General features: G+C 70.8%; 10 protein-coding genes. 4 read left to right on the top strand and 6 right to left on the bottom strand.

Translation table 11 applies throughout. From position 1 onward, the window contains the following. Window positions 1–62: 62 nt before the first annotated feature. Together ABKA19_RS12730 and ABKA19_RS12725 are read left to right on the top strand one after the other, a co-directional pair. A complete protein-coding gene (locus tag ABKA19_RS12730; RefSeq protein ID WP_353689213.1) occupies window positions 63–2,441 on the top strand; it encodes a penicillin acylase family protein in 2,379 nt (792 codons plus the stop codon). A gap of 109 nt (window positions 2,442–2,550) precedes the next feature. After that, window positions 2,551–2,865, top strand: coding sequence for an I78 family peptidase inhibitor (locus ABKA19_RS12725; RefSeq protein ID WP_353689212.1), 315 nt, complete (start codon window positions 2,551–2,553; stop codon window positions 2,863–2,865). Between the two features lie 99 nt (window positions 2,866–2,964). Here the strand turns inward: ABKA19_RS12725 and asnB are convergent, their stop codons facing one another. After that, window positions 2,965–4,659: an asparagine synthase B gene (asnB, locus tag ABKA19_RS12720; protein WP_353689211.1), complete on the bottom strand. Its 1,695-nt coding sequence runs from the start codon at window positions 4,657–4,659 to the stop codon at window positions 2,965–2,967. 377 nt (window positions 4,660–5,036) lie between these two features. Here asnB and ABKA19_RS12715 point away from each other — a divergent pair, with 377 nt between their 5' ends. Next, window positions 5,037–6,710, top strand: a complete 1,674-nt coding sequence (locus ABKA19_RS12715; RefSeq protein WP_353689210.1) for an ABC1 kinase family protein — start codon at window positions 5,037–5,039, stop codon at window positions 6,708–6,710. 101 nt (window positions 6,711–6,811) lie between these two features. Here ABKA19_RS12715 and dapE read toward each other — a convergent pair whose 3' ends face one another. The 5 genes from dapE to map all read right to left on the bottom strand — a co-directional run bounded on the left by dapE (window position 6,812) and on the right by map (window position 12,984). Next, entirely contained in the window at window positions 6,812–7,939 is a 1,128-nt protein-coding gene (gene dapE / locus ABKA19_RS12710; RefSeq protein WP_353689209.1) for a succinyl-diaminopimelate desuccinylase, read from the bottom strand. Window positions 7,940–8,111: 172 nt separating this feature from the next. Next, entirely contained in the window at window positions 8,112–8,471 is a 360-nt protein-coding gene (locus ABKA19_RS12705; protein WP_353689208.1) for an arsenate reductase, read from the bottom strand. A gap of 135 nt (window positions 8,472–8,606) precedes the next feature. Continuing rightward, window positions 8,607–9,506, bottom strand: coding sequence for a 2,3,4,5-tetrahydropyridine-2,6-dicarboxylate N-succinyltransferase (gene dapD, locus ABKA19_RS12700; RefSeq protein ID WP_353689207.1), 900 nt, complete (start codon window positions 9,504–9,506; stop codon window positions 8,607–8,609). After that, complete coding sequence (gene glnD, locus ABKA19_RS12695; protein ID WP_353689206.1) at window positions 9,506–12,175, bottom strand: [protein-PII] uridylyltransferase; 2,670 nt, start codon at window positions 12,173–12,175, stop codon at window positions 9,506–9,508. The genes dapD and glnD overlap by 1 nt, the downstream gene beginning before the upstream one ends. A gap of 8 nt (window positions 12,176–12,183) precedes the next feature. Next, the gene (gene map, locus ABKA19_RS12690) at window positions 12,184–12,984 is read right to left on the bottom strand and encodes a type I methionyl aminopeptidase (RefSeq protein WP_353689205.1); all 801 of its coding nucleotides are present in this window, start codon (window positions 12,982–12,984) and stop codon (window positions 12,184–12,186) included. A gap of 348 nt (window positions 12,985–13,332) precedes the next feature. On the opposite strand from map, the gene ABKA19_RS12685 reads away from it, so the two are divergent. Beyond that, complete coding sequence (locus ABKA19_RS12685; RefSeq protein WP_353689204.1) at window positions 13,333–13,839, top strand: Csu type fimbrial protein; 507 nt, start codon at window positions 13,333–13,335, stop codon at window positions 13,837–13,839. Window positions 13,840–13,923: the final 84 nt, after the last annotated feature.

The following is a 13,923-nucleotide window of genomic DNA, read 5'->3' as shown; positions in this document are numbered from 1 at the left end:
TCCGCTGCGGCGGCGCGATCGGGCGCCGCGCCATCCACACCTAGCCACTGAAGGGGAAATGCATGCTTCGCTGGATCCGACGCCTGGCGGTGCTGGCCGCGCTGCTGGCCGCCTGTGCGGCGCTGCTGGCCTGGTGGCTGCTGCGCGGCAGCCTGGCCCCGCTGGACGGCGAGCTCGCCGTTCCGGGCCTGGCCGCGCCGGTGTCGGTCGAGCGCGATTCGCTGGGCGTCGTCACCATCCAGGCCGGCAGCGAGGCCGACGCCATGCGCGTCCTGGGATACGTGCATGCGCAGGAGCGCTACTTCGAGATGGACCTGATGCGGCGCAATGCGGCCGGGGAGCTGTCGGAGCTGTTCGGGGCGGTGGCGCTCGATGTCGATCGCCAGCAGCGCGTCCATCGCATGCGCGCCCGGGTCGACGCGCACCTGGACGCGTTCGCCGGCGACCGCCTGCCGCAGCTGCAGGCCTACACCGACGGCGTCAACGCCGGGCTCGGCGCGCTGAGCGTGCGGCCTTGGCCGTACCTGCTGCTGCGGCAGGCGCCGCGCCGCTGGCAGGTGGCCGATTCGGCGCTGGCCGGCTACGCGATGTACTTCGACCTGCAGGATGCGCAGAACCTGCGCGAGCTGCGCCTGTGGAAGCTGCGCCAGCACGTGCCGGCGGCGCTGTTCGGCCTGCTCGCGCACGATGGCACGCAATGGGACGCGCCGCTGTTCGGCGTTGCGCGCGGCAACGCGGCGCTGCCGGGCCCGGCGCAGGTCGACCTGCGCACGCTGCCGGTGCCCGATGGCGACCGGCCCAGCCGGCTGGCCGACAAGGGCACCCCGGGCAGCAACAACTGGGCCGTGGCCGGCGCGCTCACGGCCGATGGCCGTGCCATCGTCGCCGACGACATGCACCTGGGCCTGCGCGCGCCGAACATCTGGTTCCGCGTGCGCCTGCGCTATCCCGACAGCCGCGCGCCGGATGGCCGCGTCGACGTGTCCGGCTTCAGCCTGCCCGGCCTGCCGGCGGTGATCGTCGGCAGCAACGGGCACGTGGCCTGGGGCTTCACCAACAGCTATGCCGACACGGCCGACTGGCAGCCGGTCCGGCCGTGCGCGGCGGCGGGCGGGCCCGGGTGCGAACCAGTCGTGCGCCACGACGAGACGATCCGCGTCGCCGGCGCCGATCCGGTGGCGTTCCCGGTCGAGGAGACGCGCTTCGGCCCGATCCTGCATCCGGCCGATGCGCAGGGAACCGCACTGGCGCTGCGCTGGGTCGCCCACCAGCCCGGCGCGCTGAACTTCGGCCTGGCCGACCTGGCGATCGCCTCGGACCTGGACGATGCGCTGGCGATCGCCGCCGGCGCCGCGACCCCGGCGCAGAACCTGGTGCTAGCCGATCGCGGCGGGCGGATCGCCTGGCGCATCCTCGGGCCCCTGCCGGTACGCGATGGCCGCTGCCCGGCACCGTTGCAGGACGCCGTCTCCGCACCCGCGACCGACTGCGCGCCGTGGAGTATCTCGACCACGCGGTCGCCGGTGCTGGCCGATCCCGAAAACCATCGCCTGTGGACGGCCAACGCCCGCGTCCTGGATGGAGAGCCGCTGGCGGTGGCCGGCGACGGCGGCTACGCCCTGGGCGCCCGCGCCGCGCAGATCCGCGATGGCCTGCTGGCGAAAGACCGGTTCGACGAAACCGACCTGCTGGCGATCCAGCTCGACGACCGCGCCGTGTTCCTGCGGCGCTGGTGGCAGCTGCTGCAGGACGAGGCCAAGGGTGCGCCGGCCGGCTCGGCGTTGCATGGCCTGGCCGAGGCGGGCGCCACCTGGCAGGGCCGCGCCTCGGTCGATTCGGTGAGCTACCGCCTGGTGCGGGCATGGCGCCTCGCCGTGCACGCGCGGATCGCCGACGGCCTGGCGGCCCCGGCGCAGGCCGCGCTGGGCGATGAGTTCGCCATGCCCGACCTGCCGCAGCTGGAGGGCGTGGCCTGGCCGCTGCTGGAGCAGCGTCCGCCCCACCTGCTGTCGCGTCGCTACGACAGCTGGAGCGCGCTGCTGGAGGATGCGGCGCAGGAAGTGCGCGACGAACTGGCCGGGAAGGGCCCGCTGTCCGAACGTACCTGGGGCGAGCGCAACACGGCGCGGATCTGCCACCCGCTCGCCAACGCCCTGCCGGGCTTCTTCAGGACCCGCCTGTGCATGCCCGGCGCGCCCCTCCCGGGCGACGGCTCGATGCCCCGCGTCCAGGGCCCGGCGTTCGGCGCTTCGCAGCGGATGGTGGTCTCGCCCGGCCACGAGGCGGACGGCATCGTGCACATGCCCGGCGGACAGAGCGGCCATCCGCTGTCGCCGTTCTGGGGTGCCGGCCACGACGACTGGGTAGAGGGCCGGGCCACGCCCTTCCTGCCCGGCCCGGCAAGGCATACCCTGACCCTGGCGCCGGCCGCCCCGCAGTGACGCCACGCCGGGAGCTGGCCCCTGCTCGCTACTTTCGCTACCCGGCTGGCAAGAACCAACGCGCAAACCGATCGCCACATGCCGATCGCCACCACGGAGAACCGCCGCGATGACCCTGCGTTCCGCTGCTTCCTTCGCACTCCTGGCCAGCATCGTGCTGGCCGCCTGCAGTTCGGTCCAGCCGGATCCGGGCACGCCGGGCCGCAACGCGGCCGCCGCCGGCGCCTGCAATGCAGGTCCGGTCGCATGGGCGGTCGGCCAGCAGGCCGAACAGGACGTCATGGCCCGGGTCTGGCGCGAAAGCGGCGCCGGGCTGATCCGTCCGATCGGCCCGGGCCAGGTCGTGACCCGCGACTTCCGGCCCGACCGGGTCAACGTCGAGATCGACGCCAACAACACCATCACCCGCATCACCTGCGGCTGAGGGCCCGCCGTAGGAACCGGTTCATCGGCGACACGGGCGTCGGAATCACGAACGGGTCGCCTGTGTCGACGGCGTCGCGTCGCCGATAAGGATCGGCTCCTACGAAGCGTGCGCGGCCTCGTGCACGCCGGCCACCGCCCGCCCCGACGGGTCGGCCATCTTCGCGAAGCTCGCGTCCCAGGCGATCGCCGCCGGCGAGGAGCAGGCGATCGACTTGCCGCCCGGCACCGTCTCGGCCGCGGCCGGCGTCGGGTAGAAGCGCTCGAACACCGTCCGGTAGAAGTACGCCTCCTTGGTCTGCGGCGGATTGACCGGGAAGCGCTTGTCGGCCGCGGCCAGCTCGCGGTCGCTGACCTGCGCTTCGGCATGCGCCTTCAAGCCGTCGATCCAGCCATAGCCCACGCCATCGCTGAACTGCTCCTTCTGCCGCCACAGGATCTGCTCGGGCAGGTAGCCGTCGAAGGCCTGGCGCAGCACGCCCTTCTCCATCCGCTGGGGGCCTGCCTCGCCCTTGCGCACCATCTTGTGGCTGGCGTCCATGCGCATGGCCACGTCCAGGAACTCGCGGTCCAGGAAAGGCACGCGCGGCTCCACGCCCCAGGCCATCATCGACTTGTTGGCGCGCAGGCAATCGAAGTTGTTGAGCGCGTCGAGCTTGCGCACGAGCTCCTCGTGGAACTCGCGCGCGTTGGGCGCCTTGTGGAAGTACAGGTAGCCGCCGAACACCTCGTCGCTGCCCTCGCCCGACAGCACCATCTTCACCCCCATCGCCTTGATCCGCCGCGCCAGCAGGAACATCGGCGTGGAGGCGCGGATCGTGGTGACGTCGTAGGTCTCGATGTGGCGGATCACTTCCGGCAGTGCGTCCAGGCCTTCCTCGAAGGTGTATTCGAAACCGTGGTGCACGGTGCCCAGGGCCTCCGCCGCGATCTTCGCCGCCGCCAGGTCCGGCGAACCCTTCAGGCCGATGGCGAACGAATGCAGGCGCGGCCACCAGGCTTCCGTGCGGTCGCCATCCTCGATGCGGTGGCGGGCGTAGCGCGCGGCGACCGCGGCGACCAGCGAGGAGTCCAGGCCGCCGGACAGCAGCACGCCGTAGGGCACGTCGGTCATCAGCTGGCGGTGCACGGCCGCCTCGAACGCTTCGCGCAGTTCCCGCGGCGATACTTCCACGCCTTCGACCGCCTCGTACTTGCGCCAGGGGCGCTCGTAGTACTTCGCCAGCGTGCCGGTCGCGGTGTCGTACCAGTGGCCGGGCGGGAACTGGGCCACGTCGGCGCAGTCGTCCACGAGCGATTTCATTTCCGAAGCCACGCGCAGCCGGCCCTCGCGGTCGTGGCCCCAGTACAGCGGGCAGACCCCGATCGGGTCGCGGGCGATGATCGCCCGGCCCTTCGCCTTGTCCCACAGGGCGAAGGCGAAGATGCCATTGAGCCGGTTGAGGAACGAAGCCGGTTCGTCCTCCACGTACAGCGCGTTGATCACCTCGCAGTCCGACGCGGTCTGGAACGCATAGGGCCGGGTGAGTTCATCCTTCAGCGCGCGGTGGTTGTAGATCTCGCCGTTCACCGCCAGCGCCAGCTGGCCGTCTTCGGACAGCAGCGGCTGCGAACCGCCGGCAGGATCGACGATGGCCAGGCGCTCGTGCACGAGGATCGCGCCGTCGTCGACGTACACCCCGCTCCAGTCCGGGCCGCGGTGGCGCTGCCGCTGCGACAGGTCCAGCGCCTGCCGGCGCAGCGCCTGCAGGTCGTCGCCCGGCTGCAGGCCGAAGATGCCGAAGATCGAACACATGGGAAGCTCCTGGGTCTGGTGGGGTGTTACGGATTCCTTCGCGGATCGCGGCCAGGCGCCCGGCCCTGGCCGGCCAGCCGCCGGGCACAAAAAAACCCGCATCGGCCGGATGCGGGTTCGATGGTGGCCGGGCTGTGCTGCTCTAGCTCCGGTCGCGCTCCCGCATCGGTCGCGCACGGTTATTGGCCGCATTGTTGTTGCGGTTGCAATTGGCCGTGTTGGCGAGGCGGAACGGGTGCATGGGCCGACGTTAACCCGCTGCGCGGACCGCGCGCAACCGTTGCCGCGGCAACTGACACCCCGCTCACGCGGGCCGGCCAATACTCCCCGTGCCCCTCATCCCAGCGCGGATTTCCGCCGTCACCGGAGAGCCGACCTTGCCCGACACCACCCAACGTCTGACCCGGACCGGCCAGGTCCTGGCCCGCCTGGCGCGCCATCGCCGGATCCTGACCGGCCTGGACTGGAGCCACGCCCCGCCGGCCGAGCCGACCATCGCCCACGCCTCGGGGATCGCCGAGGCGCAGGCCTTCGCCGCCGACCTCGAATCGCTCGGCCCGGCCTTCATCAAGCTCGGGCAATCGCTGTCCACGCGACCGGACCTGGTGCCCCCGGCCTACATCGACGCACTGGACCGCATCCAGGACGAAGTCGCGCCGGTACCCACCGAGGTGATCGAGAAGATCATCGAGGAGGAACTGGGCGCCAAGATCAGCCGCCTGTTCGCTTCTTTCGACCCGGTGCCGCTGGCGGCCGCTTCGCTGGCCCAGGTCCATCGCGCGGTACTGCGCGACGGCCGCGAAGTCGCGGTGAAGGTGCAGCGCCCGGGCATGGACGCGGCCATCCGCCTGGACCTGGAGGTGCTGTCCGGCTTGGCCGGCACCGCCGATGCGCTGACCGAGACCGGGCGTCGCCTGCATTTCGCCGGCTGGATCGCCGAGTTCCGCAAGATCCTGCTGCTGGAGCTGGACTACCGGCGCGAGGCCGAGAACCTGGAGCGCTTCGGCGAACGCCTGTCCGCCTACCCGATGCTGTACGTTCCGGCGCCGGTGTGGGGCCTGTCGACCCAGCGCGTGCTGACGATGGAGCTGGTGCATGGGGCCAAGGTGACCACCGTCACCGGCCTGCGCCGCACCGAGACCGACCTGGCCACGCCGGCCGGCCAGCTGATGCGCGCCTACCTCGACCAGGTGTTCGTGCACGGCGACATCCACGCCGACCCGCACCCGGGCAACGTGCTGCTGTGCCAGGACGGAAGGCTGGCGCTGATCGACCTGGGCATGGTGGCGCAGGTACCGCCGCGCATGCGCGAACGCCTGCTCAAGCTGCTGTTCGCCGCGGTGGACGCGCGCGGCGAGGACGTGGCCCGCGAACTGGTGGCCATCGGCACGCGGCTGGAGCAGTTCGACGACGCCGCCTTCAGCCGCGACACCGGGCAACTGGTGGCGCGCTATGCCACCGGCGGCCGCCGCACCTCCGAAGGCCGCCTGCTGCTGGAGCTGGTCGGCTGCTCGGCCGAGCACGGACTGCGGGTGCCCGCCGAAATCAGCCTGCTCGGCAAGACCCTGCTCAACCTGGAACGGGTGGCCGACGCCCTGGATCCGCAGATGGACGTGCGCGAGCTGGTCGAGTCGCACCTGCAGTCGATCATGCGCGCGCAGCTGCGGCGATCGTTCTCCACCGCCAACCTGGCCAGCGAGGCGCTGGAGGTACAGGCCCTGCTGCGCGACGCGCCGCGCAAGATTTCCGACACCCTGTCGCTGCTGGCCGAGAACCGGCTGCAGGTGCGCCTGGACGGGCTGGAGAATTCGCGGTTGCTGGAGAACATGCAGAAGATCGCCAACCGCATCGCCGCCTCGGTGGTGACCGCCGCGCTGCTGCTGTCCTCGGCGATGCTGATGCGGGTGGAAACCAAGGCCCAGCTGTTCGGCTATCCCGCCCTGGCGGTGCTGCTGTTCCTGGTGGCGACGGCGCTGGGCCTGACCATCGCTCTGAGCGCGTTGCTGAGCGACCGCAAGGCCAGGCCCAACGAGCAGCGCGGGCCGCACTGAGCCTGCGCACGGGTGGATCGCAGGAGGAACATTCGGCCGCGTAGAGCCGGGCTTGCCCGGCTGCCGGCACCACGAACGAAGGCAGCGGGGCAAGCCCCGCTCTACAGGAGCAGGCGCTCGATCAGGCGCACATAGAGGTCAGGCAGCGCCTCCAGCTCGTCGACCCGGACATGCTCGTCGACCTGGTGGATGCTGGCATTGACCGGGCCGACCTCGATGCACTGCGCACCCAGCGGCGCGATGAACCGCGCGTCGGAGGTGCCGCCGCCCGTGCTCTCCTCCGGTGGCGCTCCGGCGAACTGGCCCAGCACTTCGCGCGCCACCGCGCGCAGCGTGCCTTCGGGCGTGTAGAACGGCTCGCCGCTGCGATGCCAGCGCAGGTCGTAGTCCAGGCCATGCCGGTCCAGCAGCGCGGCGACCTCCGCTTCCAGCGCCGGGGCGTTCCAGTGCGGGTTGTAGCGCAGGTTGAACAGCACCTGCAGCTCGCCGGGGATGACGTTGTTGGCGCCGGTGCCGGCATGGATGTTGGAGACCTGCAGCGAGGTCGGCGGAAAGCTCTCGTAGCCGTCGTCCCACACCTTCGCCGCCAGTTCGGCCAGCGCCGGCGCGGCCTGGTGGATCGGATTGCGCGCCTTGTGCGGGTAGGCCACGTGGCCCTGCACGCCCTTGACCGTCAACGTGCCGGACAGGCTGCCGCGGCGGCCCACCCGCAGCAGGTCGCCGAGGCGCGCGGTCGAGGACGGCTCGCCCGTGACGCACCAGTCTATGCGCTGGCCGCGCTCGCGGAACGCCTGCGCGACCTTGCGCACGCCGTCGATCGCATCGCCTTCCTCGTCGGCGGTCAGCAGGATCGCCAGGGTACCGGCGTGCGCCGGGTGCGCGGCGACGAAACGCTCGGCGGCGACGACGAATGCCGCCACGCTGCCCTTCATGTCGGCCGCGCCGCGCCCGTAGAGCACGCCGTCGCGCACCTGCGGGACGAACGGGTCGCTGGTCCACGCCTCGCGCGGGCCGGGCGGCACCACGTCGGTATGGCCCAGCAGCACCAGCACCGGCGCGCCGCTGCCGTGGGTGGCCCACAGGTTCTCGACCGCGCAGAAGCGCAGGTGCTCGCAGGCGAACTCGGCGCGTTGCAGCCGCCCGGCGAGCAGCATTTGGCAACCAGCGTCATCCGGGGTCACCGAAGGACGGGAAATCAGATCGCAGGTCAGGTCCAGCACTTCGCTCATGGTCGGCCGTTGCTCCTTGTGCAACGCAGGATACGTCAGCGGATCAGCCGCGCGTACGCCACGCCCTCGTAGAGCGTGGCTTGCCCGCTGATTCCTGCATCGTGGTCGGGAGAAGCGGGGCAAGCCCCGCTCTACGAACCCACCACACTCGCAGCAACGGCGCGCGTGCCGCTCAGCCGACGCCGAACAGCTTCTTGAAGCCGTTGTCGGAGAAGCCCTGGCTGAAGGTGCCGTCGTCCCTGACCACCACCGGGCGCCGCACCAGCTGCGGGTGCTCGCGCAGCAGCAGCTTCCACTCGGCCTGGCTGCCGGGCGCCTTGCGACCGTCGGGCAACTGCCGCCAGGTGGTCGACGACTTGTTGACCAGGGCATCGAAGCCGCCGGCCTTGCCGGCCCACTCCACCAGCGTTTCCGGTGACGGCCTGTCGTCGCGGTAATCGACGAATGCGTAGGGCACGCCGAAGCGGTCCAGCCACTTCGTCGCCTTCTTGCAGGTGTCGCAGTTCTTCAGGCCGTAGATCGTCGTGGTCATGTCTTCTTTTCTTCCAGGCCGAGGGTTGCCATCCATGGCGCTAGGTCGCCAGCTTCGGCGAGCCGGCCCGGCCATTGATGGTCGCGTTCGCTGCCCTGCCGACCGTCGACAGGACGGTCGCCAGGCGAGCGCAGCTCAGCCACGCAGGAGGTCGTTGATGCTGGTCTTGGAACGCGTCTTCGCGTCCACCTGCTTGACGATCACGGCGCAGTAAAGCGAGTGGCTGCCGTCGGCGGCCGGCAGCGAGCCGGAGACCACCACGCTGCCCGGCGGGACGTAACCGTAGGAGATCTCGCCGGTGGCGCGGTTGTAGATCCGGGTCGACTGGCCGATGAACACGCCCATGCCGATCACGCTGTGGTGGCCGACGACCACGCCCTCGACCACTTCCGAACGCGCGCCGATGAAGCAGTGGTCTTCCACTATCGTCGGGCTGGCCTGCAGCGGCTCGAGCACGCCGCCGATCCCCGCGCCGCCGGAGATGTGGCAATGCTTGCCGACCTGGGCGCAGGAGCCGACGGTGGCCCAGGTGTCGACCATGGTGCCCTCGCCCACATGCGCGCCGATGTTGATGAAGCTCGGCATCAGCACCACGTCCTTGCCGAAATGGGCGCCGCGCCGGGCGATCGTGCCTGGCACCACGCGCACGCCCAGCTTGCGGAACTCGGCTTCGCCGTAGTCGCCGAACCGGGCCGGCACCTTGTCCCAGAATGGCGCCGGCTGGCCGTCCATCACCACCATGTCGTTGACCCGGAAGTAGAGCAGCACGGCCTTCTTCAGCCACTCGTTGACCTGCCAGCCGCCCTTGCCGTCCGGCTCGGCCACCCGGAACTCGCCCGACTCCAGGCCACCGATCACGCGCTCCACCAGCGGCCGGGTGGAGCCGTCGATCTCGTCCAGGGTCAGGGCGGCGCGGCGCGCGAACGCGCTTTCGATCGAGAACTTCAATTCGTCCAGGCCGGGGCCGGCAGGCGCAGCCGGGCGCTTGCGCGCGGTCTTGCGGGCAGGGGTCTTCTTCGGCTTCTGCGCGGCCATCAGCGGGGGGCTCCTCGGTTCGGGTTTTCGGGATCGAGCCGTGCACGCAGTTCGGCGCGCAGGACGTCCTGCGCGGCAGCGTCCAACGGCCGGTCGTGTTCGTCGGTGATCTGGAACAGGTCTTCGGCGCGCTCGCCGAAGGTGGCGATGCGGGCGTCATGCACCCGCAAGTGGCTGGCACGCAGCGCCTGGGCGACATCGGCCAGCAGCCCGGGGCGGTCGGGGCAGACCAGGCCGAACAGGCTGCGGCGCCCGTCGGCCGTGGTGCTGAAATCCACCCGCGGCGGGAAGCGGAAATGCCGCAGCTGCCTTGGCGCGGCGCGGCGCGGCGCGCGCACCTGGTCCAGTGCGCCCGACAGCGCCCCGCGCAGCGCCAGCTCCAGTTGCGCCGGCTCGCCACAGGCGTAGCTGTCGGCCGGCAATATCTCGAACGTGTCGAACACGGTGCCATGCGGGCCCATCAGGATCCGCGCCTGGTGCACGGCGTAGCCGTGGCGGTCGAGGGTGGCCACGATCGCGGCGAACAGGCCATCGCGGTCGGGCGAATGCACGAACACCTCCAGCGCGCCGCCGTGCTCGCCGGCGGCACCGCCGATCGGCCTGACCACGACCTGGGTCTCGCCCATCCGCACCTCGACCAGCGCCGCTGCCTGCCAGGCCAGCTGCTCGGGGCGGAAGCGCAGGAAGCTCTCGTCCGGCATCTCGGCGAACTGCCGCTCGATGGTGGCGTCGTCATGGCCTTGTTCGCGAAGCAGGAGCCGGGTGGCTTCGCGCGCCTCGGCCACGCGTGCCTCGGCGTCGACCGGCGCTTCCAGGCCTTCGCGCAGCACCCGGCGCGTCGCCAGGTAGAGGTCGGCCAGCAAGCGGTCCTTCCAGGCATTCCAGAGCTTGGGACTGGTGCCGGCGATGTCGGCGCAGGTCAGCAGGTAGAGGTAGTCCAGGCGCTCGCGGTCGCCGACCAGGGTGGCGAAGGCGCGGACCACTTCCGGGTCGGAGATGTCCTGCTTCTGCGCGGTCACCGACATGCGCAGGTGCTGCTCCACCAGCCAGACGACCAGCCCGGTGTCGGCCTCGCTGAGGCCGTGGGCGGCGCAGAAGGCGCGCGCGTCGACCGCGCCCAGTTCGGAATGGTCGCCGCCGCGTCCCTTGGCGATGTCGTGGAACAGGCCCGCCAGCAGCAGCAGCTCCGGCTTGCGCAGGCGCGGCCAAACTTCGTGAGCGATCGAGAAGCGCTCGTCGCCGTCGCCGGCGCCCGCGCTGGCGCTGGCGAAGCCCTCGATGTTCCGCAGCACCATCAGCGTGTGCTGGTCCACGGTGTAGACGTGGAACAGGTCGAACTGCATTCGCCCGGACACCTGCGCGAACGCCGGCAGGTACTGGCCGAGCACGCCCAGCCGCGCCATCCGCGTCAGTGTCTGCACCGGTCGCGGGCCGCGCAGCAGCGCCATGAAGCGCTCGCGCGCCGCCGGGCCTGCATCGGCATAGGCCGGCAGCTGCCGCAGCGACTCGGCCAGCGCGCGCGCGGTCTGCGAATGCAGGCCACGCACTTGCGGATGGGCGGCCCAGGTCGAGAACAGCGCCAGCACTTCGCGCAGGTCGCCCTCGGGCCAGTAGCCGGCCGCCGCGGCCAGGTAGCCGCGGCGCAGGACGAAGTCCGGGTTCAGCGGCTCGGGCTTTGCTTCACCATCGAAGGTCTCTTCGAAGCGCTGCAACAGGCGGTCGCTGATCCGGCGGACGATCGCCGCGCTGCGGTAGAAGCCCTGCATCATCTTCTCGACGCCGAGGCTGTGCTCGTCGTCGTCGTAGCCCAGCCGCTGCGCCAGCGCCTTCTGGTAGTCGAAGCGCAGCCGCTCTTCCGGTCGCCCGGCGACCAGGTGCAGTCCGAAGCGCAGCCGCCCGAGCGAGCGTCGCTCGCGGGCCAGCGCCGCCGCCTCGTCGGCGCCCAGGTGGCCGAGGCCGACCACCGCCTCCAGTTCGCGCACGCCGAACGCGCGCTCGGCCATCCACCCCAGCGTATGCAGGTCGCGCAGGCCGCCGGGGCCGTCCTTGATGTTCGGCTCCAGGTTGTCCGAGGTATCACCGTGGCGACGATGGCGCTGCTGCAGCTCCTCGCGCTTGGCCAGGAAGAAATCGCGCGGCGGCCAGATCCGGCCGGGTGCGATCGCCGCGGCGAGCGCGGCCATCGCCTCCGGCCCCGCCGCGACCGGACGCGCCTCGAGCAGGGCGGTCATCACGGTCTGGTCTGCCGCCGCCGTCGTGCATTCCTGCGCCGAGCGCACCGCGTGCCCGATGGGCAGGCCGGTGTCCCAAAGCAGGGCGAAGAACCGCGACAGCGAGGCCTGGTGCGCCTGCTGCGCGTCCGGCTCTGCCAGCACCAGCAGGTCGATGTCCGAGCGCGGGAACAGTTCGCCGCGGCCATAGCCGCCCACGGCGATCAGCGACAACCCCGCGCCTTCCGGGATGCAGTGGTGCCAGGCGCGGCGCAGCAGGTCGTCGACCAGGCGTGCGCGCAATGCGAGCAGGCGGTCGATGTCGACGTCGCGGCCGTACCGCTTGAGCAGGCGCGCGTCGCCATGGGCGAGCAGTTCGCGCGCGCGCGCGGCCCAGCCGGCATCGTCGGCCGCGCCGCCGTCGCCGTGGACATCGGCCCCCGTCGGATCGACGCCCATGCCGGCGCTCACGCCGGCGGCGTCTGGCCGGAGGCCGGTGGCGGCACGTCGTCGGCGCCCAGTGTCAGCACGTCCACGCCATCCTCGGTCACCGCGACCATGTGCTCCCACTGCGCCGAAAGCTTGCGGTCCTTGGTCACCACGGTCCAGCCGTCGGGCAGCACCTTGGTGTAGCGGGTGCCCTCGTTGATCATCGGCTCGATGGTGAAGGTCATGCCCGGCCGCAGCACCAGGCCATCGCCCGGGCGGCCGTAGTGCAGCACCTGCGGTTCGTCGTGGTAGACCTTGCCGATGCCGTGCCCGCAGTACTCGCGCACCACGGTGAAGCGCTCGGCCTCGGCGTAGCTCTGGATCGCATGGCCGACGTCGCCCAGGGTCGCGCCCGGCTTCACCGCGCGGATGCCGCGCCACATCGCCTCGAAGGTGGTTTCGACCAGGCGCCTGGCCATGACCGACGGGGTACCGACGTAGTACATGCGGCTGGTGTCGCCATGCCAGCCGTCCTTGATGACGGTGACGTCGATATTGAGGATGTCGCCTTCCTTGAGGACCTTGCCGGGGCTGGGGATGCCGTGGCAGATCACGTTGTTGACCGAGGTGCAGACCGTCTTGGGGTAGCCGCGATAACCGACGTTGGCCGGGATCGCGCCCTGCACCTTGACGATGTGGTCGTGGCAGAGCCGGTCCAGCTCCTCGGTGGTCACGCCCGGCTTCACGTGCGGGGCGATCATCTCCAGCACTTCGGCGGCCAGGCGGCCGGCGATGCGCATCTTCTCGATTTCCTCGGGGGTCTTCAGGTGCAGGGTCATGCGCGGATTATCGCCGATCCCGCCCGTTCCTGAACGCGCGCGCTTCCGGTCGCGGGCCAAGCCGGCGGATTGACTCGAATCAACGCCTGCGACCCATCGGCCAACCATACTGTGCCGAATCCTAAACCGTTCACGCCAATGAACTGACGCGACGGGTCACTTTTTGCGGTCCGTGCCCGCCTTAATACGCGCACCGTGTCACAATATCCCCATTCAGGAAGGTGGCGATCCCGTCAAATCCTGCTTCCACGGACCGGAAGGCCCTGCGTCGGAGAGCTGGCACGCTTCCTGCTCAATCCCCTGCCAGTACCACCACCCATCCAACACCAGACACTTCCGGAGTCCCCGATGAACCTGTTCAAGAGCACCCTGATCGCTACCGCCCTGGTCGCCGCCGGCGTCGCGGGCACCGCCAACGCCGCCACCGTCAACAGCACGTTCCAGGCGAAGATCGTCATCACCGAATCGTGCGCCTTCAGCTCCGCCGCCACCGACGTCGACTTCCTCACCAAGGCGCGCGGGTCGGCCGGCAACGCCGACGCCACCGGCACCCTGGTGGTGACCTGCACCAACGGCACCCCGTACACGATCGCCCTCAACGCTGGCAGCTACCCGTCGGCCACGGTCACCTCGCGTCGCATGAGCAGCGGCGCCAACAGCATCCCGTACGGCCTGTACCGCAACGCCGCCCGCGACCAGAACTGGGGCAACACGCAGGGCACCGACACCGTCGCCGGCACCGGCAACGGCAACCCGCAGAGCGTTTCGGTCTTCGGCCGGGTGCTGAGCGCCGACACCGTCGCTGCGCCGGCCGGCACGTATACCGATACCATCCAGGCAACGATCACCTACTGATCGACGGGCGAGGTCGGGAATGGGCCCGATGACATGGCAGGACAGGGGGCGCTCCCGGCGGGTGCGCCATCCGCGGATCGGACG

Source organism: Pseudoxanthomonas sp. Soil82, assembly GCF_040446535.1.
In the GTDB taxonomy this organism is placed as follows: Bacteria; Pseudomonadota; Gammaproteobacteria; order Xanthomonadales; family Xanthomonadaceae; genus Pseudoxanthomonas; species Pseudoxanthomonas kaohsiungensis.
Note: the sequence above shows the minus strand (reverse complement) of the source record. Positions and strands in the feature narration are given on the sequence as shown.